Source organism: Nitrospira sp. M1 (genome assembly GCF_965152605.1).
Genome location: NZ_OZ224217.1, coordinates 1,151,682 through 1,178,577 on the forward strand (window position 1 = coordinate 1,151,682; position 26,896 = coordinate 1,178,577).

At 48.6% G+C, this 26,896-nt stretch carries 23 protein-coding genes; 11 read left to right on the forward strand and 12 right to left on the reverse strand.

Annotated features, from left to right (window positions below; all coding sequences use genetic code 11):
* Positions 1-101: 101 nt before the first annotated feature.
* The gene (locus ACWHX8_RS05515; RefSeq protein WP_447970962.1) at positions 102-1,238 is read left to right on the forward strand and encodes an alpha/beta hydrolase; all 1,137 of its coding nucleotides are present in this window, start codon (positions 102-104) and stop codon (positions 1,236-1,238) included.
* Positions 1,239-1,315: 77 nt separating this feature from the next.
* Here ACWHX8_RS05515 and ACWHX8_RS05520 read toward each other — a convergent pair whose 3' ends face one another.
* Positions 1,316-1,558 carry a hypothetical protein gene (locus ACWHX8_RS05520; RefSeq protein ID WP_447970963.1) on the reverse strand — a complete coding sequence of 81 codons (243 nt, stop codon included), beginning with the start codon at positions 1,556-1,558 and terminating at the stop codon, positions 1,316-1,318.
* A 140-nt stretch (positions 1,559-1,698) separates the two neighbouring features.
* A complete protein-coding gene (locus ACWHX8_RS05525; protein ID WP_447970964.1) occupies positions 1,699-2,085 on the reverse strand; it encodes a hypothetical protein in 387 nt (128 codons plus the stop codon).
* 807 nt (positions 2,086-2,892) lie between these two features.
* Here ACWHX8_RS05525 and ACWHX8_RS05530 point away from each other — a divergent pair.
* Positions 2,893-5,250 carry a hybrid sensor histidine kinase/response regulator gene (locus ACWHX8_RS05530; protein WP_447970965.1) on the forward strand — a complete coding sequence of 786 codons (2,358 nt, stop codon included), beginning with the start codon at positions 2,893-2,895 and terminating at the stop codon, positions 5,248-5,250.
* 77 nt (positions 5,251-5,327) lie between these two features.
* Here the strand turns inward: ACWHX8_RS05530 and ACWHX8_RS05535 are convergent, their stop codons facing one another.
* The 4 genes from ACWHX8_RS05535 to ACWHX8_RS05550 form a co-directional block, all read right to left on the reverse strand.
* On the reverse strand, positions 5,328-5,537 hold the full coding sequence (locus tag ACWHX8_RS05535) for a DUF3565 domain-containing protein (protein ID WP_447970966.1): 210 nt from the start codon (positions 5,535-5,537) through the stop codon (positions 5,328-5,330).
* Positions 5,538-5,801: 264 nt separating this feature from the next.
* Entirely contained in the window at positions 5,802-6,608 is an 807-nt protein-coding gene (locus ACWHX8_RS05540; protein ID WP_447970967.1) for an ABC transporter permease, read from the reverse strand.
* Positions 6,605-7,534 (reverse strand): nickel ABC transporter permease, encoded by a 930-nt coding sequence (gene nikB, locus ACWHX8_RS05545; protein WP_447970968.1) that lies wholly within the window; start codon positions 7,532-7,534, stop codon positions 6,605-6,607. Before nikB ends, ACWHX8_RS05540 begins: the two co-directional genes overlap by 4 nt.
* Positions 7,531-9,093: an ABC transporter substrate-binding protein gene (locus ACWHX8_RS05550; RefSeq protein ID WP_447970969.1), complete on the reverse strand. Its 1,563-nt coding sequence runs from the start codon at positions 9,091-9,093 to the stop codon at positions 7,531-7,533. The genes nikB and ACWHX8_RS05550 overlap by 4 nt, the downstream gene beginning before the upstream one ends.
* A gap of 146 nt (positions 9,094-9,239) precedes the next feature.
* On the opposite strand from ACWHX8_RS05550, the gene ACWHX8_RS05555 reads away from it, so the two are divergent.
* The 9 genes from ACWHX8_RS05555 (at position 9,240) to phoU (ending at position 20,657) form a co-directional block, all read left to right on the forward strand.
* Positions 9,240-10,616 (forward strand): hypothetical protein, encoded by a 1,377-nt coding sequence (locus tag ACWHX8_RS05555; protein WP_447970970.1) that lies wholly within the window; start codon positions 9,240-9,242, stop codon positions 10,614-10,616.
* Between the two features lie 446 nt (positions 10,617-11,062).
* A complete protein-coding gene (locus ACWHX8_RS05560; RefSeq protein ID WP_447970971.1) occupies positions 11,063-11,755 on the forward strand; it encodes a response regulator in 693 nt (230 codons plus the stop codon).
* A 331-nt stretch (positions 11,756-12,086) separates the two neighbouring features.
* A complete protein-coding gene (locus ACWHX8_RS05565) occupies positions 12,087-13,160 on the forward strand; it encodes an ATP-binding protein (protein WP_447971865.1) in 1,074 nt (357 codons plus the stop codon).
* Positions 13,161-13,575: 415 nt separating this feature from the next.
* On the forward strand, positions 13,576-13,884 hold the full coding sequence (locus ACWHX8_RS05570) for a hypothetical protein (protein ID WP_447970972.1): 309 nt from the start codon (positions 13,576-13,578) through the stop codon (positions 13,882-13,884).
* A 157-nt stretch (positions 13,885-14,041) separates the two neighbouring features.
* Entirely contained in the window at positions 14,042-14,989 is a 948-nt protein-coding gene (locus ACWHX8_RS05575; RefSeq protein WP_447971866.1) for a PstS family phosphate ABC transporter substrate-binding protein, read from the forward strand.
* 96 nt (positions 14,990-15,085) lie between these two features.
* Positions 15,086-17,389 carry an ABC transporter permease subunit gene (locus ACWHX8_RS05580; protein WP_447970973.1) on the forward strand — a complete coding sequence of 768 codons (2,304 nt, stop codon included), beginning with the start codon at positions 15,086-15,088 and terminating at the stop codon, positions 17,387-17,389.
* 5 nt (positions 17,390-17,394) lie between these two features.
* Positions 17,395-19,035 (forward strand): phosphate ABC transporter permease PstA, encoded by a 1,641-nt coding sequence (gene pstA, locus ACWHX8_RS05585; protein WP_447970974.1) that lies wholly within the window; start codon positions 17,395-17,397, stop codon positions 19,033-19,035.
* Positions 19,036-19,132: 97 nt separating this feature from the next.
* Entirely contained in the window at positions 19,133-19,939 is an 807-nt protein-coding gene (pstB, locus tag ACWHX8_RS05590) for a phosphate ABC transporter ATP-binding protein PstB (protein ID WP_447971867.1), read from the forward strand.
* A 49-nt stretch (positions 19,940-19,988) separates the two neighbouring features.
* Complete coding sequence (phoU, locus tag ACWHX8_RS05595) at positions 19,989-20,657, forward strand: phosphate signaling complex protein PhoU (RefSeq protein ID WP_447970975.1); 669 nt, start codon at positions 19,989-19,991, stop codon at positions 20,655-20,657.
* Between the two features lie 353 nt (positions 20,658-21,010).
* Here phoU and ACWHX8_RS05600 read toward each other — a convergent pair whose 3' ends face one another.
* From ACWHX8_RS05600 to ACWHX8_RS05625, 6 genes are all read right to left on the reverse strand, one after another.
* A complete protein-coding gene (locus tag ACWHX8_RS05600; protein WP_447971868.1) occupies positions 21,011-21,352 on the reverse strand; it encodes a phospholipase effector Tle1 domain-containing protein in 342 nt (113 codons plus the stop codon).
* Between the two features lie 199 nt (positions 21,353-21,551).
* Positions 21,552-22,234 (reverse strand): IS1 family transposase gene (locus tag ACWHX8_RS05605; RefSeq protein ID WP_447971869.1). Its coding sequence is split into 2 segments (ribosomal slippage): positions 21,552-21,908 and positions 21,911-22,234, totalling 681 coding nucleotides; the frame shifts between segments, so codons are not numbered across the junction.
* A gap of 214 nt (positions 22,235-22,448) precedes the next feature.
* Positions 22,449-22,877, reverse strand: coding sequence for a PIN domain-containing protein (locus ACWHX8_RS05610; RefSeq protein WP_447970976.1), 429 nt, complete (start codon positions 22,875-22,877; stop codon positions 22,449-22,451).
* Positions 22,874-23,131 carry a DUF6364 family protein gene (locus tag ACWHX8_RS05615; protein WP_447970977.1) on the reverse strand — a complete coding sequence of 86 codons (258 nt, stop codon included), beginning with the start codon at positions 23,129-23,131 and terminating at the stop codon, positions 22,874-22,876. The genes ACWHX8_RS05610 and ACWHX8_RS05615 overlap by 4 nt, the downstream gene beginning before the upstream one ends.
* Before the next feature lie 72 nt (positions 23,132-23,203).
* A complete protein-coding gene (gene ppk1, locus ACWHX8_RS05620) occupies positions 23,204-25,348 on the reverse strand; it encodes a polyphosphate kinase 1 (RefSeq protein ID WP_447970978.1) in 2,145 nt (714 codons plus the stop codon).
* A gap of 59 nt (positions 25,349-25,407) precedes the next feature.
* Entirely contained in the window at positions 25,408-26,862 is a 1,455-nt protein-coding gene (locus tag ACWHX8_RS05625; RefSeq protein ID WP_447970979.1) for a CHAD domain-containing protein, read from the reverse strand.
* Between the last annotated feature and the right edge of the window lie 34 nt (positions 26,863-26,896).

Sequence of the window (26,896 nt, forward strand, 5' to 3'; positions counted from 1 at the left end):
CCGTCGGCCCCTCTTCTTTGCTATTTTCCCTCATCTGTTCAATCCACGATACCCCTCTGTGGTTACATGGTGTTCATTGAATTCCCAGAAGGAGGTTTCTGATGATTTATCGATTGTTGATGGCATTCGTGTCTGTTGTCTGTGCTCTGCTTGTAACTACTGCTGTGACATTCGCGCATGGCAATACCCATTGGACACCGAAGAAGGTATTGTCCCTCAGGGGTACTGTTGTGGAACATCGCGTCAATTTTCCCGTAACACTCACGACTGGTAAGAGATTGACGATGGCGGGATTTTTCTACTTTAAAGTTAAACGCGTCAACCCGTGCCTGTCGTACAACTCACACCGTTGGGTGATGGCTTGCCTGATTCATGCGAATGTGGGGAATAAGCCGTTGCAAACGTTAATTCCTGGCCTTACGTATAATCATCACTACTGGAATGGGCCAAGGATTAATAGACGGAACTATTCGTACGCGCAGTTTATGGCGAGAAAAGGTTTTGTCGTGCTTGCGCTTGATTTGCTTGGGAGTGGGAAATCTGACGTGCCGGCTGGAGATCTCATCACGCTCAACGAGTCGTCGTTTACCATTGCGCAAGTCTTATTTCGTTTGAAGTCCAAGAATAATCCGCTTCGTCGTTCGTTTAGAAAAGTGATTGTTGTAGGTCATTCCTTAGGTGCCATTTTGAGTGTGCACACATTGGGAACATTTCCTCACGCTGCTGATGCGTTAATTGTGACAGCCTGGGCGTATGCTCCACATGTCGTCTTGATGCCTGATGTCGTTCAGGCCGCTCTCGAAAGTCCATATGTACGGTTTCCCCCAGCACTTCGAACGCAGGCCTTCTACTTTTTATCAAAAGCTGATCCATCGATGGTGAATTTTGACAATCGATTTCTTCCCGATCAGACTCCTCGTGGTATTTTCACTCAAGGGCTTCCACTGCTTCAGGCCATGGTGAGGGGAAATGCCGATGACGTGGAATTTATCAAGAATTTTTCTCGATCCAATCGGATTCGTGTCCCGGTGTTAATTCAGCTTGGAGAGTTTGATGTTCTGGCGCCTGCCAGTCTGGCCGATCAGGAGGCGAGTTTTTACCCACGGGCTCCAACCGTTCGGGTTCAAACGCTCACTGGCATCGGGCATTCATTTAACTTGCACGTGAATCGTTTCAAGAGCTGGAATGGTATTCTGGGGTGGTTGAAGGGAAATGGAAAAGGTGACGACGATGATTAAAACCAATAGTCACTAGAGATGGTCATAGACAACCCTGACGTCGCTTAGTAGTGTCGTCAGGGTTGTTGTGAGGGAGGTTATTGCATGAGCGAATCTCGCTCGATCTGATCTTTCCGAATGTCGTATTCCGTCTGGTCGATTTTTCCATCCTTGAGATCTTGATCGATTCGATCTTTTTGTGTCTTTAAATTGTACTCGTATCCACCGGCACCAACTGCAGCGCCACCGAGTGCTCCTAATGCCGCGCTTCCGCCCGCACTGGAGCAACTTGATAATGTGAGCAGCATGCATGCTGCAGCAACGAACGTCAATTCACGCATGAGAGAGACCTCCTTCTGAAGATGGAATGATGAGTGAAATACGATGATGAGGGGGCGTGCACATGCTTACGATGAGTTGCCATAGTGTTCGTGGGTGAAATGTGTTGCGTGTTTTCGTGAGGTGAATACGATCGTGTCTGCTACCAATAAGGGTCATAGTACCCCATAGGGAAACCAGGGGGAGGGTGAAAAAAACGCCGGTAATATCTTGGCCGGCCAAATCCATAGGAGAATCCCGAGTAGCCGCGTATTCGAGGGACGCGATAGGCATTGCGTACATTGTTGTGATCTTGAATACGCTGTTCAAGCTCATCATTCACAGAGCGTTGGCGTGTCACGTGCTCTTGAAGTTGTTGCGCGTTGCGTTGTTCTTCGGTAATCCGGGTTTCGAGTTTTGCGATCGTGTCTTGTTGAATTTCAATGTAGGCATAGAGGCAATTTAAATGGGCGCTATCGGCGTAGGCAAGACATTCTTCTGGAGACTGGAACCCACTGGACAAGACTGATGTCGGAAAGACGATAGTCATGGCAACGCAAATCATTGTCCAGAGGATTACTTTGTCCCATGACGAGTAAGTCCAGAGTTTGAGGGTTGGTGTCATAACCGTTGGGCCTCGCGAAGAGCTTTCGATTTATCTTACGTAATACGGTCTTGGTCCGTCTTCCAAAGCGTATCACTTGTGATCGATACGGGACAAGCATGGGCATAGCTCACACGTCAGGACTGCAGGAGTCTGACAATGTCTAGGGCCGAACTTGAGTCCAGAGTGATGAGAGTCCTGTTCGGAGAAAATTGTGGATGATGGGGCCAAGAAGACTGGGTGGTACTTTCTTGCCATGACGATGACTCATGCTTTTTCTAGAGAGTGTTATAGTTTATAGCGAAACCAAATAACTTCCAACCGAGGTTGCCCAACGAACCCCGCACGATACAACGTGAACATAAGGAAAGTTATGCCCGCCTGGATGACCTGCAGACGATTGATGGTTCAATCACGAAGGGTTAATCAGTATTCAATGGGGTGATCTATAGATTGGGCATAACTGGAATGGCTATAAGCCTGTTCCGGCGATGAGGAGCCGCACCTTGAACACGTGAGGTCGTAAGAGATTAGAGCGAGGTCGGTGTGTCGATAAGCCCTCTGGAGTTGTGCCGTTTTTCTGTTGTACGCAATTTCCGGCGTGTCAGAGGCTGCTTGACTTTATGCGGGATCGAGTGCAATCTAATTACTTGGCTATGTCAAGTAACGGACTGGCTCAATCCCACGTCACGTTATGCGATGTCTTTGAAGTACCCACGCACGTGGTTCTTTTAAAGAATCCTCTCTGTTGCCATGTCGACTCAATCATTTTCGCCGTCCATGCCTATTGCGACTTCCGCCTTTTCTGATCAGCACGAACATGTGCGTGTTCAGCAAGTGGAGCAATTGTACGGGCAAGCTCCCATCGGTATCATTGCCTCGTTAGTGAATGCCTTCATTCTTGCGTTTGTTCAATGGAATGTTGTTTCTAACCCTCATATCATGGTCTGGGTAGGGTGTGTGCTAACTGTCAATATTGTTGGAGGCCTGCTAGTTTATGAGTATCACCAAACCCAGAAGACTGGAGCGCAGGCCAAGATTTGGAGTGCTCGATTCTTCGCGAGAAGTGTGGCCTCTGGTCTTGTCTGGGGTGCCTTCCCAGTGTTTCTCTACCCACATGACTCTATTCCACATCAAATATTTCTGGCCTTGATTATTGGCGGCAAGGTGGCTGGTGCGACTGCGGTTCATGCTGCCTCGAAGGAAGTGTTTCTTGCCTTCAGTGTGTGCTCAATTACTCCGCTGCTTGCGAGGTTTTTGTTTGACGGGAGCCAATTTCACCTAGCAATGGGCATAGCGGGAATGTTGTTCCTGGGTATGATGATCATGACCATGCGGCGGAACCATGGAGTGCTCATGAATGCCATCCGTCTTCACCTAGAGAATTCCAGCCTGATTACTCACTTATCCGAAGAACGGGATAAAGCCAAGGTGTTAAACCGGACGCTCTCTGAAGAAGTCAATGCCTGTCAGGTCATGGAACGTGAGCTCATTCAACATCGAGATCATCTTGAACAGTTGGTTGAGAATCGTACGTATTCATTACGCATATCTGAAGCTCGCTTTCAGTTTCTTGCTGAAAATATTAGCGATGTGATTTGGGTGATGACGTTGGATGGAGCGCGTTTCAGTTACATGAGTTCGTCGGTGGAACGCGTGCTTGGATATTCCAGGGATGAGGCCCTGCGCCTGTCATTGAAGGATCTGTTGACGCCAGAAGCACTGGATACGGCGCGAATGATGATCGGGGAGGAGATGGCAATTGAGCGGCAGGGCACGGCCAACCCGTCTCGATATCGAACGTTGGAACTTGAGCATCGGCGTAAAGATGGTTCGGTCATCGTCGCGGAAATCCAAGCAAGTTTTATTCGAAACGAACAGGGGGTTGCTATCGGATTTGTTGGCGTGAGTCGTGATGTGACGGAACGGAAGAACATCGAAGAAACTCGTCGGCGGATGGATACGCAATTATTACGATCGCAAAAAATGGAATCGATTGGCACGCTTGCGGGAGGCATCGCGCATGATTTCAATAATTTGTTGACGGGTGTGATGGGGAACATTTCGCTTGCCAAAAATTTCCTGTCGGAACAAAGTTCGGAATTGCGATTTTTACGGATGGCTGAGTCTGAGAGTCTTCGTGCCAAGGAACTGTCTCAACAGCTATTGGCGTTTGCCAAAGGAGGCGACCCGATTACGCAGGTGACGTCGTTGGAGGGACTGGTGAGGAATACCGTGGAGTTTTCTTTGTCGGGGTCCGCTATCGCTCGTGAGTATGTCTACGATGAACCTCTTCGCTTCGTCGAGGTCGATGTGGGGCAAATGGGGCAAGTGATCCAAAGTATCGTAATGAATACGGTTGAGTCTCTGTCTCATGATGGACGCCTCATCGTTCAATGGGAAAATCTAGGTTTGACGGAATCCTCCCCCTCACTGGCCGTTCCGGTTCCATCCGGACCGTACGTGAAAGTGTCATTTTCTGATAATGGCTCAGGTATACGTCCTGATGATTTGGCCAAAGTGTTTGATCCCTATTTTACAACGAAGCCGGACCATTATGGCTTGGGTTTAACCTCAGCCTATACCATTATGAGTAAGCATCAGGGATATCTGACGGTTGAGTCGACGGTCGGCGTCGGGACGTGCGTGTCCCTCTATGTTCCGGCGTGTGCTGAGGAGGCGACGGTCGTGCCATCAGCTCCCATTGGGAAAAAGAATGGTTCTGGGAAAGTGTTGGTCATGGATGATGAAGAATCCATACGTGTGTTAGCGAGCGAGATGCTTCGTGCGTGCGGCTATCATTTTGAAATGGCGAAAAATGGAGAAGAGGCGCTTACGTTGTATCAGCAGGCGAAAGAAACCGATACGCCATTTTCCGCGGTGATTCTCGACCTAACGGTACCTGGAGGGTTGGGTGGAAAAGAAACGATGGTCCAACTTCTTCAAATCGATCCGAACGTCAAAGCGGTGGTGTCGAGTGGCTATTCCAATGATCCCATCATGGCGCAATATCAACGATTTGGATTTCATGCCGTGATGACAAAGCCCTATTCATTGACGGAACTCAGTGATGTCATGTATCAGCTCGTCATGGAGTCTCCTCATCAATAAACTCCAATGCACAATGTAAAAAAAAATGAATGTGTCCAGAAGAGAAGAGTGTTAGCTGCTTGTTCATTGTGCACTTTTCATTTCACATCGCATTCCTCACCTTCCTCGTCACAGCGTTTACAATTCAACTGTTCGTTGAGATGCGCATGGCGTCCATCTTCGGTCACAACCCATGGGCGGACGCTCCACGGCGGGTTATGGCGGACGTGTTGTCCATGTCCACAGGCTAGATCAGCCACCCAATCACCGACGTCGTCTTGATGGAAACCAATAATTGGTTGTTGCATGGTCCTGTGTCCTATAGCCGATTCAATTATAGCGAAACCAAATAACTTCCACCCGAATTTACATTATGTACATAGCGCAAAAACATATGTCGTACAGACGGAAGTAAATTGGAACGGCTATAACTTCCGTACCCTTGAAGTGCTTGATACCGCGTTGAAAGTCCGCATGATTCAACTGGAACGTATTTGGATTCGCTATAGTCATCAGTAAGGTCTGTCAACAGGTTTCAAGACATGAGACTATACCACGCTGCTACGCCTATCTCACCGTTCGCGTGTAAGCGATTTCACATCTAACCAGTCCCGCATCCAATCTCCCAACACATTGATGGCGAACACGACAACCATCAACGCGAAGCCCGGTGCCATGACGACGTGGGGAGCGACGAGCATGTAGCGGGTTCCATCACGAATCATGCTGCCCCACGACGCATCGGGCGGCTGGACGCCCAAGCCGAGAAATGAGAGGCCCGCTTCCGCAATGACAATACTGGCAACCCCAAAACTTAATTCGATAATCAAGGGTGCGCTGAGTAAGGGCAGTAGATGGCGAAACATGATACGGCCTGATGAGGCTCCAAGTGCGCGAGCAGCCGTCACATGGTCGGCTTCTTTGATGGCAAGAACTTGGGATCTGGCCAGCCGTGCATAGCCGACCCAGCCGACGCATGTGAGGGCGAGTACGACATTTTCAATGCCTGGTCCCATGACCCCCGCTAACGCGATGGCAAGAAGTATCCCTGGGAAAGCTAGAAAAATATCAATAATTCTGATCAGGAGATGATCAACCCATCCTCCCCAATAGGCGCCGATGATGCCGATGCAACTTCCAACGATGGAGGCAATGAATACGACGGATAATGCAACAATAAACGATGTTCGGGCTCCAATGATCAATCGATCGCCGATCGAACGTCCAATGTCATCATGGCCGAGCCATGCCGTGGCAGAAGGTGTTGTCAAAATTTGCGTCAAGTCGATGTGATTTGGAGTGATCGGCAAGGCTGGTCCGACTAGCGCCACAACGCTCCAAATGCCAAGGATAAACAGAGGAACCCACAGACGAATCATGCTGGGCTCCTGAGGCGTATTCGGGGGTCGGCCCAGGCATAGAGGATGTCGGTTACAAGGTTGATGCCGATGTACATCAGGCTAATCAATAACATGGTGGCTTGGACAATGGGATAGTCTCGCTGTTGAATGGCTTCAATCATCAATGATCCGATGCCGGGCCATGAAAAAATCGTCTCGGTGATCACGGCTCCACTAAGCAGCGCGCCAAATTGCAGACCGAGTAATGTCAGGACTGGTAAGAGGGCGTTGCGCAGTGCGTGGCGAAAGATCGTCCGGCGTTGACTCAAGCCTTTAGCATGTGCGGTTCGTATGAAGTCTTCGTGAATGATTTCGAGCAAGGCACTACGAATCATACGAGATAAGATGGCGGCCATGGCTGTCCCAAGAGTCAGTGCGGGAAGGACAAGGGAGAGAAGCCCCTCTCGTCCGCTGACAGGGAACCAGCCCAACCACAAGGCTCCCACCATAATCAACAGAGGGCCTAACCAGAAGTTTGGAATCGAAACTCCGGTCAGTGCAAACGTCATGGCCCCGACATCGATGAACGTTTTCTGTCGTAGCGCCGCGAAAATTCCAAGCGGAAAGGCCAGGAGAATCGCAATCGTGATCGCGCCGGCTCCAAGTTCTACGGTGGCAGGAAATCGTTCGAGCAAGATGGCTGTAACGGCTCGGCCTGAGTGAATCGATGTCCCGAGGTCAAGGTGAAGGAGTCGTTGAACATAGTGGAGGAGTTGGATGTGGAGGGGGAGGTGAAGGCCCATCGCTTTTCGAAGCGCGTCTTTGTCCGTAGGATGCGCGGTTTCTCCCAACATGACATCAATCGGATCTCCTGGAATGAGATGAATGAGAATGAAGACGAGGCAAGACACGCCGAAAATAATCAGCAGAGCACTTGCCAATCTCGCAAGGATAAACCTAGTCATCGTGATTGGGAATCATGTCGGGTGGCGATCATGGGAGTTGGCGTTCGTGTCACGGTAAGGAGTCCATCATAGTTGCCATCTGCGGATAGTCCGTAGTTAGTGACGTTGCGTCGTGCGATAAACACATGTTCTTCAAACCACAGAGGAACATACGGAAGCGTGTGGAGGAGATGAGATTGAAGGCGTCGATAGATTTTGCTTTTTTCGAGAAGGTCTTGTGCTGCTTGAGCCTGTTCGATCAAGCGATCGCTGTGTGCATCGATGAATCGTCCGCGATTAGCCCCCTGAGGAGGAATGGAGTCGCTGTGGAATACATACCGAAAGATATCTGGTGTTTTGAGCCCAACCCACGAAAGACTGAACATTTGAAACCGACCGGTTTTGACATCTCCGTAAAAGGTTCCCCAATCGTGACTGTGGATGGAGGCTTCAATCCCGACTTGAGCCAACTGATTTTGCACGATGGTTGCCAGTCTCAAGCGAATGGGATCGGTCGAAGTTTTATAGATGATGCGAACTGGCTGAGTCTCTTCAAACCCAGCCTGTCGTAACAGGGTTCGAGCTCGTTGGGGGTCATAGTCGTATCCGGACAGGGTTGAGTCACCGACCCAATGTTCCGGAGGGAACATGGCATTGGCCGGGTGCGCCGTATCGTGTAAGAGGTGATGAATGATGCTAGTTCGATCGATGGCATGTGCAATGGCTTGTCGAACGTGGAGTTGTCCAACAACTGGGTCCTCCAGGTTAAAGCCTAGGTAGGAGAAGTTGGCACCCTGTCGTCTTTGGATGTGAAGGTCGTCATGTTCTTCAAGGTAGGCCGTCAATTCTGGCGGAAGGTCATTCTGTATCATATCAATTTCGCCAGCCAAGAGCTTTAAAATCCTGACTGTTGGATCTGGAATTCGAAGAAACTCCACATATTGACGGTCTACGTGCCTCATCAGGCGCCAATGCGTATCGTCAGGCCGATCCACAAAGGTAAAAGCACCGTTTCCGATCGGGTGTTCATGAAAAGGGTGATTGGTGCGAATAAGGTTCGCAGGGAGAATGCCGATAACAAGATAGCTAGGGAATAGCCTGTCGGGTTTGTCGAGATAAAATTCTACCGTGTCATCCGTGGGGGCTTGAATTTCTGAGATCAGCGTGAGCGAGCTGCGATGTGGAGAGAGATTATCGGGATTTAAGATGAACTCATAGGTGGCTTTGACGTCGTTGGCCGTGAGCCTGTCTCCATGATGGAATGGTTGTCGAGTGTCTTGTAAGGAAAATCGATAGTGGACTGGCGAGATTTGCTCCCATGTCGCGAGCGAGGGAATCGGTCGAGCGGCTTCGTCGAAATCGACCAGGCGTGAATAGATGAGCCGATTTACTCGTGCCGAGGTGGCATCGGTGGCAAATCGCGGGTCCAAGTTTGCTGGAGTATTGGCGAGTCCAAAACGCAGGGTGTTGTCTGAGCGTGGCTCAGAACAGCCTCCGATGAGAACCAGGATCGTCAGGACCAACACAGAGTGGAAGGCCATGCTTCGCTGAAGATATTTGTAGGTAAGTCCGCACGCCATGGATTTCTTCTAAGGATACCGTATGTGACGAGTTTCTCCAACTCTCATGGTGGAGACGTATTCAGAGTTCCGTATTATCAGGGGATAGACAGCAATGTGTCTTGTTCTCATTATTACTGTATGAAACGAACATGTGGAGATAATGTATGAGTCATGCCGCCGGAATCGCAACGACGCCAGAGGTGAATGGAACTTCTCATCATTCAAGCAATATCCCTATCGCTCCTGCGTCACTCAAGGACACAGGGCTTTCTGAAGAACTCCTGACTCAGCTCTTGCTCAAAACATTGATTGTCACGGGTGAGTTGACGGAAGCGACTGGGGGAGGGCTCTTGAAATTGCCGTATAGTGTGATGAAGGAACTGTTTACCATTCTCCAGAAAGACAAGTTGTGTGAAGTTCGAGGGCATGGTGAGCCACTAGGCGTGTTGTACCGGTACACATTAACTGATGAGGGCAGACGGCGGGGACAGGCGTCGATGGAGATCAGCCGCTATGTGGGCCCGGCTCCGGTGACCCTTGCTCATTATGCAAACATGATTAATTGTCAACCGATTGGAAAACTGAAAATTAATCGAACGATTGTGGAGCAGGCCACGGAGCATTTAGTGCTTCCTGAAAAAACGGTCGAGCAAATTGGTGAAGCCATTAATTCCGGGTGGCCGATTTTTCTCTACGGCCCTCCCGGCAATGGGAAAACCGTGATTGCGGAGGCTATCGGCCGCATGTTGAAAATGGTAGGCGGTGGAGAGATTTATATTCCGCATGCCGTTGAAGTCGACGGGCAAATTATCCAGGTGTTTGATCCGATTTCCCATGTGACGGTTGGTCCACCTGTCGAATCCTCAAGCTCGTTTCTAGAGACAAAAGTTGAACGTGATGCCCGTTGGGAGCTCTGCCATCGCCCCGTCGAGTTTGCCGGCGGAGAATTGACCATGGCCATGTTAGATTTGTCCTTTAATCCCATTGCGAAATATTACAAGGCTCCGCCCCATGTGAAAGCGAACGGTGGAGTCTTTTTGATTGATGATTTTGGTCGCCAACTGGTTCGTCCACGTGATTTGCTCAATCGATGGATTGTTCCTCTCGAAAAGCGGGTGGACTATTTAACGCTGCATAGTGGAAAGGTATTTCAAATTCCATTCGATACGATTGTCATTTTTGCCACGAATCTTGAACCGCAAAAACTTGCCGATGAAGCCTTCTTGCGACGTATCCGGAACAAAGTCTACATTGCCGATCCCTCTCAAAAACAGTTTGCGCATATCTTTGAAGTCGTGTGTGGCCAAAAAGGTGTCCCATATAAATCTGAGGCTGTCGAATATCTCTTTGAACATATTTATAAGAAATATCATCTCAGTATGAGAAGTTGTCACCCACGGGATTTGGTTGACCAAATCGTGAGTATTGCGAAGTTTAAAGACATTCCTCCGACGCTTGATCGGGCGCTGCTTGATCGTGCTTGCCATACGTACTTCTTCGTGGAAGAAGAACAGGCTGCTGTAGAAGATGGAGATTATTGACGCCTGTGTTCGCCTTTCACCCGTCGTGATGTAGTGCTCGGGCGGGTTTGTCGAGCCGCGTATCTGACGCTGCGAATGATGCATTTTCCTGAGCCGCCTCGACGGTGACGGGTCGCAGTGGTTCTCTCATGTTTCTCCTCGTCGCATACATCCCTCTCTTTGCTCACAATTGGTCAGAGCGAAAATCCTGTCTTTTTCAATCGTGAACTTCCTGATACACTCCTTACTAGTTACCTCGTACAATGAGTCCATATATGTCGCGATTGCATGATCTGTAACGTGGTATTTCCCATGTACAATCTGGCACTTGAACGTCCATGGCACGTCAGTTCCCGTATCGTTGAAATGCATAGACGTGGAAGTGCTGTTGGAGTGTGAAAACTCTCACTCTTGGGTTCGTCAGGAAACAGTGAAGTCAATACTCATTTAGAAAGGAATGCACCGTTATGGCACAGTCAGTCCTTATTGTTGATGATGAACCTGATATCGTGGAGCTTGTCCGATTTCACATCGAAAAAGAAGGACTGCACTGTTTTGAGGCCATCGAGGGCGAAGCGGCCCTTCGCCTCGCACGGGAGAAAAAGCCAGACCTGTTGATTCTGGACTTGATGTTACCTGGTATCGATGGTTTGGAAATTTGTCGAATGCTTCGAAAGGACTCTGCTACGGCGCATATCGCGATCATTATGTTAACCGCCAAAGCTGAAGAGGTGGATCGGATTGTGGGCTTGGAAATGGGCGCGGATGATTATATTGTCAAGCCATTTAGCCCTCGCGAGCTTGTGGCGCGTGTCAAAGCTGTGTTACGGCGTGGCCGGGAGCCGGCAGAGAGTCCGCGGAAAAAGGTGGGCGCACTCGATGTGGATGAAGCGAAGCATCAAGTGCGGGTGGCTGAGCAATTAGTTGAATTAACAGTCAAAGAATTTGATCTCCTCTGTGCGCTCATGGATGCGAAGGGGCGAGTGTTGAACCGTAACCAAATTCTCGAGTCCGTGTGGGGGTATACAAATGCGATTGATATCGAGTCACGAACCGTCGATGTCCATGTCCGACGCTTGCGTGAAAAACTTGGTCCCGAGCATGTGCGGATTATGACGGTCAAAGGAGTTGGGTATCGATTTAATGCTGACGTGGAATAGATTAGTAGAGCTGTAGAGCATGAGCACACGATTGTATCGAAAACTTTCAATGGTTCTTGTTGCCCTCGTGGTGCTCGGAATTGCCGCTGGCTGGGGTCTTTCCGTAATGCCAGTGGTGCCTGGCCTTCTCCTACTGGGTCTGTTGGGCCTTGTTGTTGGATGTGCGTTGTGGGGTATGACGCAATGGCTGTCTCCGATTACTGAAGTGCAACAAGCCGCAGAAGAGCTGGCGCTTGTCTGTGGCCTTAACGAACCAATTGCCAAGTATGGGGATGAAATAGACGATACCCGGCGAATGTTGACGCATCTCTCATCGCGGTTACGTGAACGAATGCACACGCTTGAAGGTGAGCGGGCGAAGGTCACCGCTATTCTTGATAGCATGGTTGAGGGAGTGATGGCTCTTGATGAGCAGGGACGAATTTTGGTGGCCAACCCAAGTGTCCGACGAATTTTGGATTTCAAACATGACACATTAGAGGATTATTCACTGTTAGAAGTGGTGCGAAACCGGGAACTGGCGGATTTGGTCGAATGGTGTCAATCGCTTGATATATCTGAACGCTGCAGTCGAGAGGTCGTGCTGACGATGCCTCAACGTCGAGTGCTTGAGGTCAATGCGATGCCCCTGGCATTAGTCGAGCAACGACGCGGGTTGGTCTTAGTGCTGCATGATGTTACCGAACTTCGTCGCCTAGAAAAAGTACGTGCAGAATTCGTTGCCAATGTGTCACATGAACTTCGCACTCCATTGACTGCGATCAAGGGGTATTTAGAAACGTTACTTGATGAATCATCTCCGGATCCGGCGATGTATCGGCGATTCCTCTCCGTGGCCCTGGCCCACGCGGACCGCTTAGGACGGCTCGTCAATGATTTAATGAATCTTTCAGATATTGAAACAGGAAAAATTACGTTAAAGCGAAATCTTGTCCCATTGGCTGAAGTCGTCAGCGAGGTTGCGGGTATCTATCACAATGAAGCGATCAAAAAAGGCGTGTCCATTGTGACTCGGGTTTCTCCGGATATCCATGTATGGGTGGATCGAGATCGAGTGAGTCAGATCATCGTTAACCTCGTTGACAACGCGTTAAAGTATACGTCAAAGGAGGGACATGTTACGTTTACGACTGTCTCTTCATCTGAAATGCCTGGGCATGTGACGTTGCAAATACGCGACACCGGTCAAGGCATTCCCTCAGCAGATCTTCCTCGTCTTACCGAACGATTTTACCGTGTTGATAAGGCTCGCTCCCGTGAAGAGGGCGGCACAGGGCTTGGACTCGCCATTGTCAAGCATCTCGTGCATGTCCACGGTGGAACCATTCAGATTGACAGTGAATTAGGAAAAGGAACGACAGTGGGTGTCTCGTTGCCGGTCAGTTTGTCTGTGAGAGGTTCATAGGCCTTTTGAAAGATTTCCTATCTCTTTCCTCCCAAGTCTCTATCGCCGATTTAATTATAGCGAAACCACACAACGTTTAGCCGAATGTGCATCACGTGCACAGCGTAACAACACACATCGCATAAGCGAAAGTGAAAAGTAACGGCTATAGCTTCCGTATAGTCTACGACTTTCCAGGTTTTCATTAACCAGCGTATGTGTTGTTCAACAAGTAAAGACTCTTCGATGGTCTTCTCTACGGCACATTTCATCTCTGTCATGTTGTCTGTGCGAGGTCTCCGTTGAGGATGTGTGCGGCTGCGCATCTATCAAAAAAGAATTTTACACTGATGTAACGTTGTGCCCCTGGGTCTGTAATATTCCTTGACTATGATGCCTCAAGCTCACGAACAACATTCTCATTATGGAGGTTCGTATGGAACTGCTACAAACACCACCACGGTCTTTTGTCGATAGTCCGGGCTCTGAGGTACTAGAGATTCATGAGAAAGTTTTACGAACGCTTCAGTTGCATGGTCCGATGCCGGTTGAGGTCTTGGTCGAGAAAATTCCCCTTTTCCGTTGGGTTGATGTGCTCAGGGCAGTCAGTCAACTCTGGGGAGAGGAGCGGCTTGAATTGGAGCAGTATCAAGGCCAATTGATGATTCATTCGATTCCAGAGGAAGATCGTGGCCAATTGGTGGGTAAGCGGAGGCGGAAATGGGGTGAGAATTCAGCGAGTTAACAGTTTCGTAACATGGACGTTACAAGGCAGAAATGTCATTTCTATATCATTATTCATAATATAGGTAGGAGGAATTTTAATGCAACAGACACAGAGTCCACGAATGAATGTCATGCGCACGTCTATCGTACGCGCCGTCGGTATTGCCGGTATATCCATGGGGTTGGTTGTTGGCGGCGGTTCAGCTGTATGGGCAGGAGCCGACTCTATGGAGGATCCTAACTGGAAAGCCTATACGCGAGTCAGCGGCGTGTCTGGGAATGTCAATAGTATTGGATCGGATACGCTCAACAATCTGATGACCTTGTGGGCGGAGGGATTTCGTAAACAGTATCCCAATGTCAAAATTCAAATTGAAGGGAAGGGGTCCAGTACCGCTCCTCCCGCCTTGATCGAAGGCACGGCTCAGCTTGGACCGATGTCCCGGAAGATGAAGGGGAAAGAACAGGATAAGTTCGAAGCGAAGTTCGGGTATAAGCCGACGGCCTTTCCTGTCGCCATCGACGCGTTGGCGGTCTATGTGAATAAAGATAATTCCATTGAGGGGATGACGATGGAGCAAGTCGATGCTGCGTTTTCGAAGACACGGAGACGAGGCGCGTCGAAAGATGTTGCAAAATGGGGGGACCTTGGCATGAACGGTTCATGGCAGGCCAATCCCGTGAGTCTCTATGGCCGAAATTCGGCATCTGGAACCTATGGGTTTTTTAAAAAGGCGGTCTTAAAAAATGGTGATTTTAAAAACCAAGTCAAAGAACAGCCCGGCTCGGCTTCTGTGGTGCAGGGCGTGACTGAAGATCGCGCAGGTATGGGATATAGCGGCATTGGCTACAAAACCTCCGGCGTGAGAGCTATTCCGTTAGCCGCCAAAGAAGGTAAGCCTTTTGTTGAACCGACATTTACAAATGCGGCCAAAGGCGCATATCCTCTTGCGCGCTTTCTCTTTGTGTATGTCAACAAAGCGCCAGGGAAGCCATTGCCGCCTCTCATGAAAGAATTTTTGAAATATGTCTACAGCAAAGAAGGGCAAGCGGTCGTGATTAAGGATGGTTATTTCCCAATGTCCGCCGAAGTCATTGCCCCTCAGCTTAAACAACTTCAATAGTGATTATTCAACTTCAGACAGGAGGTGTTCTCAACAACCGAACCCTCCTGTCTCATCTGATGTCTGCACATCTTCACTCTCCATTGACGATATACGATGCCACCGTCTGATTATACCGCCCCGATAGATGATCTGCCCTCTTTGCCCCCGGCAAAGTCGAGACTCGTGACTCAAGGACGTTCTCAGAGAAAAGTGCGAGCCTTGCTGGATCGTGTTGCGACAGGTGTGGTGTGGGTCGGCGGTCTTGCCACGATTCTGAGCATCATGGGCATTTTTCTGTATCTCTTTAAAGAGGTCGCTCCTCTCTTTATTCCCCCTGAAAGTGAATCGTCCGCGACGTTTCAATCGAGAATGACCGAGCCGCTGACGGACCCTGCGTTGGCTATTGGCATTGATCAATATCAAGAGGTGGCCTATCTCATTCATAAGGGCCACATTGGGTTTTTTCAAGTTCCCAGTGGCGAGCCTATTCCGTATGAAACAGGTCAGGGTCCATTCACGCAGAAGATCGTGTCCGTTGCCCATTCGGCTGGCCGTGGCCATCATTTTGCGTTTGGGACAGATGATGGTCATATTGTGCCGGTGGAAGTGGGGTTAACGCCGACGTTTCATGACGGTATTCGAACGATCATCCCAAGCATGACGTATGACGAACCCATATTGGTGGATCCGACGGAGTCTGGAATTGCAAAGCTGGCCTATCAGGAGACCGATGCAGGATTTGCGGTTGTGATGCTGAGCCAATCCGGAGAATTATGGGTAACGGCCCTTGGCGAAAGTGAAGGGCTGATGCTTGCTAATGAGCCCGTTGTCACGCAAACGTTGCTTGCTACATACCCAGATGGTCAGATCACGACCTTGGCGTTAGATAGTTTGGCTGAGACGTTAATGATCGGGACAACAGATGGGCTTTTGCTTCACTGGAATCTGCAAGAGCTGAATGAACCTGTATTGAGTCATACATATCTCTTGCCAAATACAAAGGATGTGGTAACGGCACTTTCGTTTCTGTTAGGCGATCGAAGTCTGGTGGTCGGGACAGATAAGGGGACGGTTTCCATATGGATGCCAGTCCCATCCGAAGAATCTGTACGGCCGATCCCATATCAGCTGGTTCGTTCATTTAAGTCTCATGATGGCTCCGTGACGCAATTGTCTCCCTCTCGCCGTGATAAGGGGTTTTTATCGGTTGATTCGACGGGAGAAATGTTTCTCCATCACTCCACCTCAAACCAAACACTGCTAGAGATGACGGTAGGCGATGCATCCATTCAAGGACTCATGTTTGCTCCGAAAGCGAACGGTGCCGTGGCATTTAATACCGAAGGAACATTTCATGTCGTCAGCATCGATAATGCTCATCCGGAGATCACCACGGAAACGCTCTTTCGTCCAGTATTGTATGAAGGCTATGCGAACCCTGAATATATTTGGCAGTCCTCCAGTGGGTCAGATGAGTTTGAACCAAAGTTTGGTCTGTGGCCCCTCATTTTTGGAACCTTAAAGGGGACCATGTATGCCATGTTATTAGCCGTACCTCTGGCTGTAATGGGAGCCATTTATACGGGAATGTTTATGAGCCCCAAGCTTCGAGGGGTCGTCAAGCCAATTATTGAAATCATGGCAGCCTTACCATCAGTCGTGCTCGGTTTTTTAGCCGGTCTTTGGCTTGCCCCTCTGCTCGAGCAAGTGTTTCCTGCCGTTGTGGGTATGATGATTCTGATGCCGCTCACCGTAACCGCAGCGTGTATCGGATGGCAGTTTATGCCGCGATCAATTCAACTACGAGGCCAGTCCGGTGTTGATTTAAGCGTACTCATCATTGTGTTATTTGTGACGATTTTGGGCTGTCTGATGCTCAATTCCTCTATTGAATCCTGGTTATTTGACGCCGATTATAAGCAATGGTTTCGATCGGTCCTTGATCTGCATTATGATCAGCGAAATGCCTTGGTGATCAGCATGGCCATGGGGTTTGCGGTCATTCCCATCATCTTTAGTATTTCTGAAGACTCTATATCCAACGTTCCGAAGCATCTCATCGCCGGGTCGTTAGCAATGGGTGCCACGCAATGGCAGACGTTGACACGATTGGTGTTGATCTCGGCAAGTCCTGGAATATTCTCGGCCTTGATGATCGGGTTTGGGCGTGCTGTTGGTGAGACGATGATTGTGCTGATGGCTACGGGTAACACGCCGATTCTGGATTGGAGTCTCTTTAATGGGTTTCGGACCTTATCTGCCAATATCGCCGTTGAAATGCCTGAAGCGCCGCATGGCGGGACGCTGTATCGCGTCCTCTTCCTCTCAGGACTCCTTTTGTTTACGTTCACGTTCGTGATCAACACCATTGCCGAAATTGTGCGGCAGCGGTTACGCACAAAATATAGTCAGTATTGACGCGTATGCAAACTGTATCCTTTAGAAAATTTTTCGATTCCGGCACATTGTTTGTCTGGATGTGCGGGGCCGGGTTGGCTCTTTCGCTTTTGATGATCGGTGGGTTGTTAGTGCTCATTTTGATCAATGGCATGGGGTATTTTTGGCCCAAAGATCTTGTCCAGTACACCTTACAGGATGGTTCGTCCGTCTTAGGTGAAGTCACGGGTCATGAAATCATTCATGATTCTGTGAATTCAGACTCACCTGAAGGCAAAGGGCGCATTCAGTTAAAGGTGGGAAATCGAGACTTGTACGGGTTAGACTTCCGCTGGATAGATGAAAGTCAAATCCAAGCCACGTCCACACCTATGGATGTCGTGTTTCTTGAACGGCGGGAGTGGGGGAACTTCTATGGCCGTCCGTATCGCGTGACGCAGGGAGAGGAGGTGGTGGCTTCTGGACATCAAGAGGCTACGGCAGCGCTGTTCCCCTTAATTGATCGTGCTAATGAGATTCAAGAAGACATTCATTATCTCGAACGGAGCGTCATTGGTGACATCAATCATGAAATAGAGGCGCAGCGTCTCAGTCTCAGGGCACTGGAGCTCAAGGGGCAGAAGAGTACTCAATCTGAAGTTGACGAACGCAAACAGCAAGTGGCGGCACTGCAAAGCCAGTATGAAGCAGAGGCTGACAAGCTTCGAGTGTTGTATCGTCAGATGGATGAGTACTCAGTTGTCTTAGAAGATGTGAATGGGACGAAGAAGGAATTAGCGGTCGGACAAATTATTCGGATGTTACAACCGAATGCCATGGGATTCGGTGAAAAGGCTTGGGCCTATCTTGGGAATGTTTGGACTGTCTTAAGCGAGGAACCTCGAGAAGCGAATACAGAGGGTGGTATATTCCCGGCAATATTTGGAACGGTACTTATGGTGCTCATCATGAGTATTGCGGTTGTGCCGTTTGGTGTGTTGGCTGCGGTGTATTTGAAGGAATATGCCACACAAGGCGTCCTTGTTCGAATTGTCCGAATTGCCGTCAACAATTTAGCCGGTGTACCCTCCATTGTGTTCGGTGTCTTTGGTTTAGGATTTTTCGTGTATGCCGTTGGGGGATCTATCGATGCACTCTTTTTTCCTGAAGCGTTACCCAATCCCACTTTCGGGACAGGTGGGATGCTGTGGGCTTCGTTAACACTTGCGCTCATGACGGTACCTGTTGTCATTGTCGCAACAGAGGAGGGATTGTCGGCAGTTCCGCGTGAATATCGTGAAGGATCACTGGCGTTGGGCGCTACGAAGTTGGAATCGTTGTTGCGTGTTGTGATTCCATGTGCGATGCCCGGTATCTTAACCGGCCTTATTTTAGCGATTTCGCGAGCCACGGGTGAAGTGGCGCCACTGATGCTAACTGGGGTTGTGAAGCTGGCTCCGTCAATGCCATTAGATGGCACTTTTCCGTTTCTCCATCTTGATCGGAAGTTTATGCATCTTGGTTTCCATATTTATGATGTTGGGTTTCAATCGCCAAATGTGGAAGCCGCGAAGCCGATGGTGTATGTCACCACGCTGATTCTTGTTGCGGTCGTAATTATCCTAAATATGGCAGCGATTTCTATACGAAATCGAATGCGAAGAAAATATGCTGGTTCCACAATCTAAATCAGGTACAATCATGGACATAGTTGACACGACTACGCAGAAACGTACGCAATCATCATCTCGCCTAAAAGTTGAAGTCTTACGTAATGGACAGAATATGATACACGCACAGAAGGGGCAGGAATCGGAATATGCTGCATCCAATGCCTTGAGACCGAAAATTGAAATTCGGAACATGAATTTTTTCTATGGATCCAATCAAGCCTTATTTACGGTGAACCTCACGATTCCCGAAAATCGCGTCACGGCGTTTATTGGACCATCTGGCTGTGGGAAGTCAACGTTACTTCGCTGTCTGAATCGCTTGAATGACTTGGTGCTAGGCTCGCGTGTCGATGGGGAAATTCTGATCGACGGGCAAGATATTTATCAGCCTGAGGTCGATATTACGGACCTACGCACACAGGTTGGCATGGTGTTTCAAAAGGTGAATCCGTTTCCCAAGTCGATCTATCAAAACGTGGCGTATGGCCCGATGCTGCAAAAAATTACCAGCCGGTCGGCACTTGATGAAATCGTCGAAAAGAGTCTCCAAGGTGCGGGCTTGTGGGATGAAGTGAAAGATCGTTTGCATGCAAGTGCACTCGGTATCTCCGGCGGGCAACAGCAGCGGCTTTGCATTGCTCGTGCGTTAGCGGTGAATCCCGATGTCCTCTTGATGGATGAACCCTGTTCCGCCCTTGATCCCATTTCAACCGGAAAAATCGAAGAACTGCTTCATTCCCTTAAGGAGCGACTCACCATTGTCATTGTGACTCACAATATGCAGCAGGCGTCCCGTGTGTCAGATTACACCGGATTCTTTTTATTAGGTGAACTGGTTGAGTATGATGATACGAAGAAGATCTTTACCAATCCTGAGGATAATCGCACGGAAGATTATATCACCGGCCGCTTTGGTTAATGAGCTATTGTCGAGAGTTGTCACATAACGGATTGCTGAAGGAGGCGCTGTGCAACGTCGTTTTGATGAGGAATTAGCTGAACTGAGACAGAAAATTTTACGTATGGGTGCATTGGTCGAAGACCAGATTCGACAAGCGACGCATGCATTAATTGATCGAGATGTTGACTTGGCAAGACAGGTTATCAATAACGATCGACGCGTGAACACCTTAGATGTCGAGGTCGATGAGTCCTGTCTGGAGCTATTGGCGCTGTATCAACCTACCGCTCGTGATCTTCGATTCATCACGACCGCGATGAAAATTTCTACCGACTTAGAACGTATGAGTGACTTGGCGGAGAATATTTGTGAGCGGACGATTGAGTTGAATGACGAACCGCAACTGAAACCCTATATCGACATTCCGGCCATGGCAAACAAGAGTTTGAACATGGTTGGAGAGGCCCTTGATGCCTTTGTTCGAGGGGACTCGGTGTTAGCTCGAAAAGTTCTAGATCGTGACGATGAGGTTGATCAGTTGAACGAGCAGTTATTTCGTGAGTTACTCTCGTATATGATCGAAAACCCTAAAACGATTTCTCGTGCGATTCGACTGTCATTTATCTCGAAGTATATTGAGCGTATTGCGGATCACGCCACGAATATTGCGGAACTTGTCGTCTATCTCGTCGAAGGCAAGATCATTCGACATATGCTACCTACCGAACCCGTCTAATCCTAGTTTCTCCTTCTAGACGGTTCTTTCTTGCCCTCATGATAAGTAAGGCTTCATTTTTCCCATGAAGTCTTTGCCATACGATCGTCGAATGATTATTGCGAATCCAATGAATCGCCAATGAAATGAATCTGACTATCAGAGCGAAGTCATGCACCCCACGTCTGAAAAGTTATGTGAAACGGCCATGGGGTGCCTGAGATAAAAAGCACTGTGAACGGAATCAATCCTTTATAGAACAGACTCAAAGAGTTCTACGGTTTATTTGCCTCTATTTGAGGGCGTGTTCTAGTAGCGGAATGCAGTAGGTAATGTGTGAAGATCTTCAGAATGCAATAATCCAACAGCTCCAATCATGCCAGCCAGCTAAGGCTCTGACCGAATAGGCTCCACGGCTCACCAAAGAAATAGAGCTGATCACCTTCGACGTAATTATGACAGACAAATCGGTACGCTTTGAGTAGGCGAGAAGACAGGACATAGCCGGTCGCACCGCAGAGAATTTGATAGCCAAACCCGCCGTCTGTTCCAATACCTAAATCATAGTAGATGACTTGATGATGTCCGTCGTCATCGGTCTTGGATAAGGGTCTTGCAATTCGTAAAACGTTTGTTGGACTGTATTGTTGTTGATTGAGGAACACTTCTGGTTTGTTCCAAGTCCCGTCACAACAGACAACTATGTTTTTTGGTATGTACGTGGCGGGATTCGTCTGCTTCGCATCATGCGTATCTCAAGGGTTTCCCTGATGAATTTTCTCTTCTCAAAAACTGTCTGATGCTGATTATCCTATGAAGAAAAATGAAAGCGGGACGTTAAAGAGGAACGTACCATTTTTGAAGAATTTGTTCTATTGGTCATTATCAAAAGCATAGCGTAAATTTTCTGTATTGTTAAATTAAGATATCTTTCAGCTCACCGTTCCATTTTGCCATGAAAAGGTGCACCGAATGCCGCAACATCGTTTCGCTTTTGCTGTACCATTTGGTTTTCCGACGGAAGCGAGCCAGAAAATGTCGCAACAAACTCTTGTAGCTCTCGACTGTGAAGGTATCCGCTTTAGACTGCACAGGCTTCGTCGGCGGGAGGAAGTGTTCATACGGGTCCCAATAGTCGGTCATCACTTGCGCAATCCGTGGGTGCTTGATGGTCTTCCAGAAACGGGCTCCGGTCACGACGCCTCGCGTGCCAGTGACAGCAGCGAGGAAGCGTTTGCCAAGTCGATCAACAGCAAGCCAGATCCAACAGTAGTTTTTTTATGTCTCACATAGCTATGCAATTCATCGAGTTCGACAATCTGAGCGGCCGGTCGTTTGATCGACTCCACGGTTTCCCCAAACGCTTTCACCCACTGATAGACTGCGACATGGCTAAAGCCCACGATTCGTCCAATAGCTCGAAACCCCAAGCCTTCCAAATACAGGGTCAATGCCAGGCGGCGTTGGGCGGGGGTGGCCGTATCGGATTTCTGGGCAACGGTAAAAAAGAGCGCACATGTTTTACACTTGTAGCGTTGCCGTCCGCTCTTGAAGCCACTTTTCACTTTGTCGGGACTCGTACACCGAGGGCAATTCAGCATGGTCGCCCCCATGACAAGGTGAGGGAGGCGAGTTTAGTGAATATATCTTAAATTAACAATGCTAAGTATTTTTGTCCTAGTTTGGGCGGTGTAGTGGCACTAATTTGTTTTGATGAGGGGTAGGTAAGGCAAAGCTCGGTCAGGATGTGCGGAGGATCTGAGATCATGACAGGTTTTTCATACATTGCTCCATAAGCTTCGAGTTGTTTTACTACTCGTTTTGCTCGACAGAGAATCGAAGCACAAGCATTTCAGGAAGTATGGCTGGGATGGAACCTTTCGCGAAATCGCGAATATTTCTGGTCGCTATTATGGCTATTTCTGACTCTTCTGCTGCAGCATGAGCGACCGCGTCCTCGAAATCTTTAATCGGACTTTCCAGTGCCCTACGTATGGCCGTATCTGTGACTGCGGCCACGGTGAATCGTGTGAGTAAGGTTGTAAGGATTGCCTTACTCTTTTTGGCATCAAGATGCTTGGTGAGGAGATAGGATAGTGTGGTTACGGCATGGCCTGAGACGTAGCCCTGAACCAGATTTTTCCCGACTAAATCAATGGCTTGTCGGGAGGCTGAAACGTGTGATTTACGTTGGAGGAAAACATCCAGGAGAATATTGGTGTCAAAGAGAACAGGGGTCACTGATGTTTACGTTCCAGATAGTCTAAGTATTGCTTATGCGTTTGTTCATCGGTTGGTGCTTTCCCGGGGCGTTGAGAAAGTTTGAGTAATTGCTTCATCCAGGGACTCATTGCTTGATTCTCCTGTGATTCATCCTGAATATGGTCAAAAAATGCTTCCATGGCTTGAGATAAGGAAATTCTGCGACGTTTAGCCCAGACTTTGGCTTTTTTAATCGTGCTGGACTTGAGACGGAGAGTGAGTTTGCTATGCATGAAATTATCTTAAAATTATCTTATGGATGACGTGTATTTATATTTAAACTATACGTACAAAATAATGTTTGGTCAAGAAGTCGAAATGGTGCGATCTTTCCAGTGAGTCAGAAACCATTCTTGCGAATTGAAGGCATCCTCTTCAGATTTTGGCGATAGGCGTGTATAGCGTCCCGTTGAGGTGAGTTTTCTGGATTTTGTGTTATCTCGAATATGAATATGCAGAATATTGTGAATGAGGAGATCTTTCAAGGTCTGACTTTCAATGGGGAATAATACTTCAACCCGCCCATCGAGATTCCTGGCCATGAGGTCGGCGCTGCCGAGGAAGAGTTCATCCTTGCCGCCATTTCGAAAGTAATACATACGAGAATGTTCCAGGAATCTTCCAACAATCGATGTCACCGTAATCGTGTCGCTTACGCCGGGGATGCCTGGGCGAAGTCCACACACGCCTCGAACGACTAAGTCAATTTTCACCCCGGCCTGTGAAGCATGGTAGAGGGCATGGATGCAGGCTTGATCGACCAGCGCGTTCATTTTAAATGCGAGGTAGCCATCGCCATGTTGACGTTGGCGGTCGATTTCGCGTTCGATTCGGCGGAGAATTTCATTACGCAAGGAATGAGGCGCAACCAGTAATTTTTTGTATGATTCTTTACGAGAATATCCGGTCAAGGCGTTAAATAAATCGGCGACATCGGTGCCAATGGCATCATCACAGGTAAAAAAGCTGAAATCCGTATAAATTCGACTGGTAATCGGATTGTAGTTTCCTGTCCCTAAATGTAAATACCGGCGCAGGCCATCGTGATCTTTTCTCACGACCATGCAGAGTTTGGCATGCGTCTTCAGGCCGCGGACTCCATAGACGACGTGGACGCCTTCATCTTCTAATTTTCTGGCCCACTCAATATTGTTTTCTTCATCAAATCGAGCTTGCAATTCAAACAGCACCGCCACCTGTTTCCCATTCTCCCTGGCTTCCATCAGTGCTTCAACGATGGTGGAATTGGCCCCAACTCGGTAGAGCGTTTGTTTAATGGCTAAGACATGTGGATCATTGGCGGCTTCTCGTACAAAATCCACAACTGGAAGGAAATTGTCATAAGGATGAAAGAGGAGGTGGTCTTCCTGTCGAATGGCGGAAAATATATTGTCCCGATTGGCAAGACGTTCTGGGATGCTGTTGAGGTAGGGCGTGAATTTTAATTCAGGTCTGTCGATTTGCAGCAATTCCATCAAGCTTGACAGCCCAGGGGGGAAGTCATAGGTAAACACTTGATACGGGGCGAGATTCAAGTTTCGGACTAAAATATTTCGAATATGCTCTGGTGTTTGTTGGTCTAATTCCAGTCGTACGACCGATCCGAAATGACGCAGGTCAACCTGTTCTTCGATGGTTGAAAGAAGGTCGGCAGCTTCGTCTTCTTCGATGGCTAAGTCAGCGTCACGCGTGATACGGAACAAGTACGAGGCTTGAATGGTTAAGCCAGGAAATAGCAAGTCGAGATTTGCGGTAATGATATCTTCGAGCCACACAAAGTGGTAGGCTCCCGGAGTGGTCGAGGTGTCATTCTTCTGATTCTTGCGTGGCGTCTCAGCCTGAGGTAGTTGGATCAAACGAGGAAAGTTGTTGGGGACTTTGACTCTGGCGAAACATTCCCCTCGCTCTGGGTCGTGCGCAACAACCGCAAGATTCAACGTGAGGTTGGAGATGTGTGGAAATGGATGAGACGGATCAAAGGCCAGGGGAGTCAATGCTGGAAAGATTTCTTGTGAAAAGTATTGCCGTAAGGTTTCACGTTGTGTTGGCGAAAGTTGATCGTATGTGAAGAGGTGTATGTTGGCTTCATGCAGTTTCCCGAACAGATCTTTTTCCCAACATTTCGTGACACGTGCAAGTTGTTTCAGGAGTTTCTGTCGTACCGCATTCAATTGATCCGAGGGTGCCATTCCGTCTGGAGGACTTTCGACGACTCCGCTGGTGACTTGTTCGCGAAGACCGGAAATGCGAACCATGAAGAATTCGTCTAGGTTGCTAAAGAAGATGGCAAGAAACTTCGCTCGTTCCAAAAGTGGCTGACTTTGATCTTCAGCTTCTTCAAGTACACGATCATTAAATTCTAGCCAACTTAATTCTCGGTTGAGATAAAGCTTGGGATCGTATAGATCAACTTCTGACTCTGGAGTGGGATGTTGTTGGGAGTCTGCCATGGTTCACTCTACCTGGGTTTTTTGTGAATTTTGTGAATTGGGTGATTGTGAAATCCTTGTTATCTCCATACCGCTTTCGCGCGCTTCTTCACTTTTCCCCATCGGTCAGGGAAGACGGTGCGTGCGTGTGCGCGTCGATGGCGAAGGCGTTCGACCATGAGGCCTGTGGTAAATGCGGAACTGACCTGTTGCGTTGAACGAAGAAAGCTTTGTAGTTGTTCTTCGATCATGACCGTATCTTGATGTTCGCCTAAGAGGTCTTGAAATTTTCGTACTTGACGAATGAGTTTGGTTGCGGATTCGCCAGTAGACGGCTCTGCAAGCTCAGTGGCGTATCGAACTCGTTTGGCGCGTATTCGTAGACGATGAAGATCTTCATCGTTGTACGTTTTAGGTAAATTATCTACGGCTTTTTCAAGTTTGTCGAATTCTTTTTTCGCAAGGTCTTGAAGCGCAACATGCAGATGCATAATGTCCATATGTTGTATGGAGGACTGTAAGTGATCGAGGAGCGTAAGGTAACGTGTACTCCGCAGGCTTTGTACCATTGTCGTTTGCGCCTCAGTTCGTTGTGACTCCAACTGGCATAAGAGCGAGTGAAAGGCTTCTTGCTCGGGGATGGCCAGTGTTTGAGTTTCACGCTGAAGTTTTTCAAGCAAGACATCCAAATCACGCACTCGCCCAAGGGTTGACGCCAGCCAGCCAATTTCTCTTCGAATCGTTGAGTTCCATGTTGAATTGGAGAGCGGTTGAATCGTCCGAAGGATGGCGCGTGATCGTCTTGTTGCCACGCGCATTTGATGAAGGTGTTCTCGATTGTGCCCCAACCGTGTTCCGGGGTCATGCCGGAGTATCTCGTCCAGTTGTTGCTGTAGCCGTAATTGGACATACGCTCCAGAATGAGCAGATGCAGGCAGTGTGTGTGGTCGTTCTGGGTATTTGAGGTCCAGTGCTTGGCTTAATTGCGGACGTCCATTTCCCTCTTCCGCTCCGTTCGCTTTTAGCTGTGAGGTGATGTGTTTGAGGTGTTTGTTCGTCCCGTTAAGAAGCCTAACCCGTAGTTCTGTGAATCGTTTGCGAACACGACGATCTTCCAAGAGGGCAATGTGATCTTTTGTTATGTCTGCTAGGATACAATCTTGTTCGCGTATTTGATACGATTGTCTCTCCGTTCGAAGTTTGGCGATTGGAATGGGGGGGTGGTTCCGAAAGAATGCAAACAGCAGATCGACTAATTCCTGGGGGACTTTGGTCGATCTATGAGGAATTTCAAGTGTATGCGGGTCATTGAATATTGGTAATGTGAGTTGCCATATGCCCTTTCCCCGTTCGACGCGTCGTCGTAGAGTGAGTCCTAATCGAGTCAAGTCGTAATTTTTGGTGTCGTAGTACGTTGAGGTGTACGTACGTTTGGGGAGACAATGGTTGGCGAGGTGTTCTGGAAGATGAAATCCAACGGGAAGTTTCAGCCTTATCTCTTGTCTGGTCTGGTGTTTACATGTAGAAGGGTTCATGAAGATAAAGAGATAAAGGTAAAATGAACGTCAT

Excerpts from the sequence above, each read along its gene's own strand:
- ACWHX8_RS05565 (WP_447971865.1), top strand. The coding sequence starts at position 12,087 with ATGCACACGCTTGAAGGTGAGCGGGCGAAGGTCACCGCTATTCTTGAT.
- ACWHX8_RS05540 (WP_447970967.1), bottom strand. The coding sequence starts at position 6,608 with ATGATTCGTCTGTGGGTTCCTCTGTTTATCCTTGGCATTTGGAGCGTT.
- ACWHX8_RS05615 (WP_447970977.1), bottom strand. The coding sequence starts at position 23,131 with ATGCATAGCAAACTCACTCTCCGTCTCAAGTCCAGCACGATTAAAAAA.
- ACWHX8_RS05625 (WP_447970979.1), bottom strand. The coding sequence starts at position 26,862 with ATGAACCCTTCTACATGTAAACACCAGACCAGACAAGAGATAAGGCTG.
- ACWHX8_RS05525 (WP_447970964.1), bottom strand. The coding sequence starts at position 2,085 with ATGACTATCGTCTTTCCGACATCAGTCTTGTCCAGTGGGTTCCAGTCT.
- ACWHX8_RS05580 (WP_447970973.1), top strand. The coding sequence starts at position 15,086 with ATGCCACCGTCTGATTATACCGCCCCGATAGATGATCTGCCCTCTTTG.
- ACWHX8_RS05515 (WP_447970962.1), top strand. The coding sequence starts at position 102 with ATGATTTATCGATTGTTGATGGCATTCGTGTCTGTTGTCTGTGCTCTG.
- ACWHX8_RS05575 (WP_447971866.1), top strand. The coding sequence starts at position 14,042 with ATGGGGTTGGTTGTTGGCGGCGGTTCAGCTGTATGGGCAGGAGCCGAC.
- nikB (WP_447970968.1), bottom strand. The coding sequence starts at position 7,534 with ATGACTAGGTTTATCCTTGCGAGATTGGCAAGTGCTCTGCTGATTATT.
- ACWHX8_RS05560 (WP_447970971.1), top strand. The coding sequence starts at position 11,063 with ATGGCACAGTCAGTCCTTATTGTTGATGATGAACCTGATATCGTGGAG.
- ACWHX8_RS05570 (WP_447970972.1), top strand. The coding sequence starts at position 13,576 with ATGGAACTGCTACAAACACCACCACGGTCTTTTGTCGATAGTCCGGGC.
- pstA (WP_447970974.1), top strand. The coding sequence starts at position 17,395 with ATGCAAACTGTATCCTTTAGAAAATTTTTCGATTCCGGCACATTGTTT.
- ACWHX8_RS05535 (WP_447970966.1), bottom strand. The coding sequence starts at position 5,537 with ATGCAACAACCAATTATTGGTTTCCATCAAGACGACGTCGGTGATTGG.
- ACWHX8_RS05530 (WP_447970965.1), top strand. The coding sequence starts at position 2,893 with ATGTCGACTCAATCATTTTCGCCGTCCATGCCTATTGCGACTTCCGCC.
- ACWHX8_RS05555 (WP_447970970.1), top strand. The coding sequence starts at position 9,240 with ATGAGTCATGCCGCCGGAATCGCAACGACGCCAGAGGTGAATGGAACT.
- pstB (WP_447971867.1), top strand. The coding sequence starts at position 19,133 with ATGATACACGCACAGAAGGGGCAGGAATCGGAATATGCTGCATCCAAT.
- ACWHX8_RS05520 (WP_447970963.1), bottom strand. The coding sequence starts at position 1,558 with ATGCGTGAATTGACGTTCGTTGCTGCAGCATGCATGCTGCTCACATTA.
- ACWHX8_RS05550 (WP_447970969.1), bottom strand. The coding sequence starts at position 9,093 with ATGGCGTGCGGACTTACCTACAAATATCTTCAGCGAAGCATGGCCTTC.
- ppk1 (WP_447970978.1), bottom strand. The coding sequence starts at position 25,348 with ATGGCAGACTCCCAACAACATCCCACTCCAGAGTCAGAAGTTGATCTA.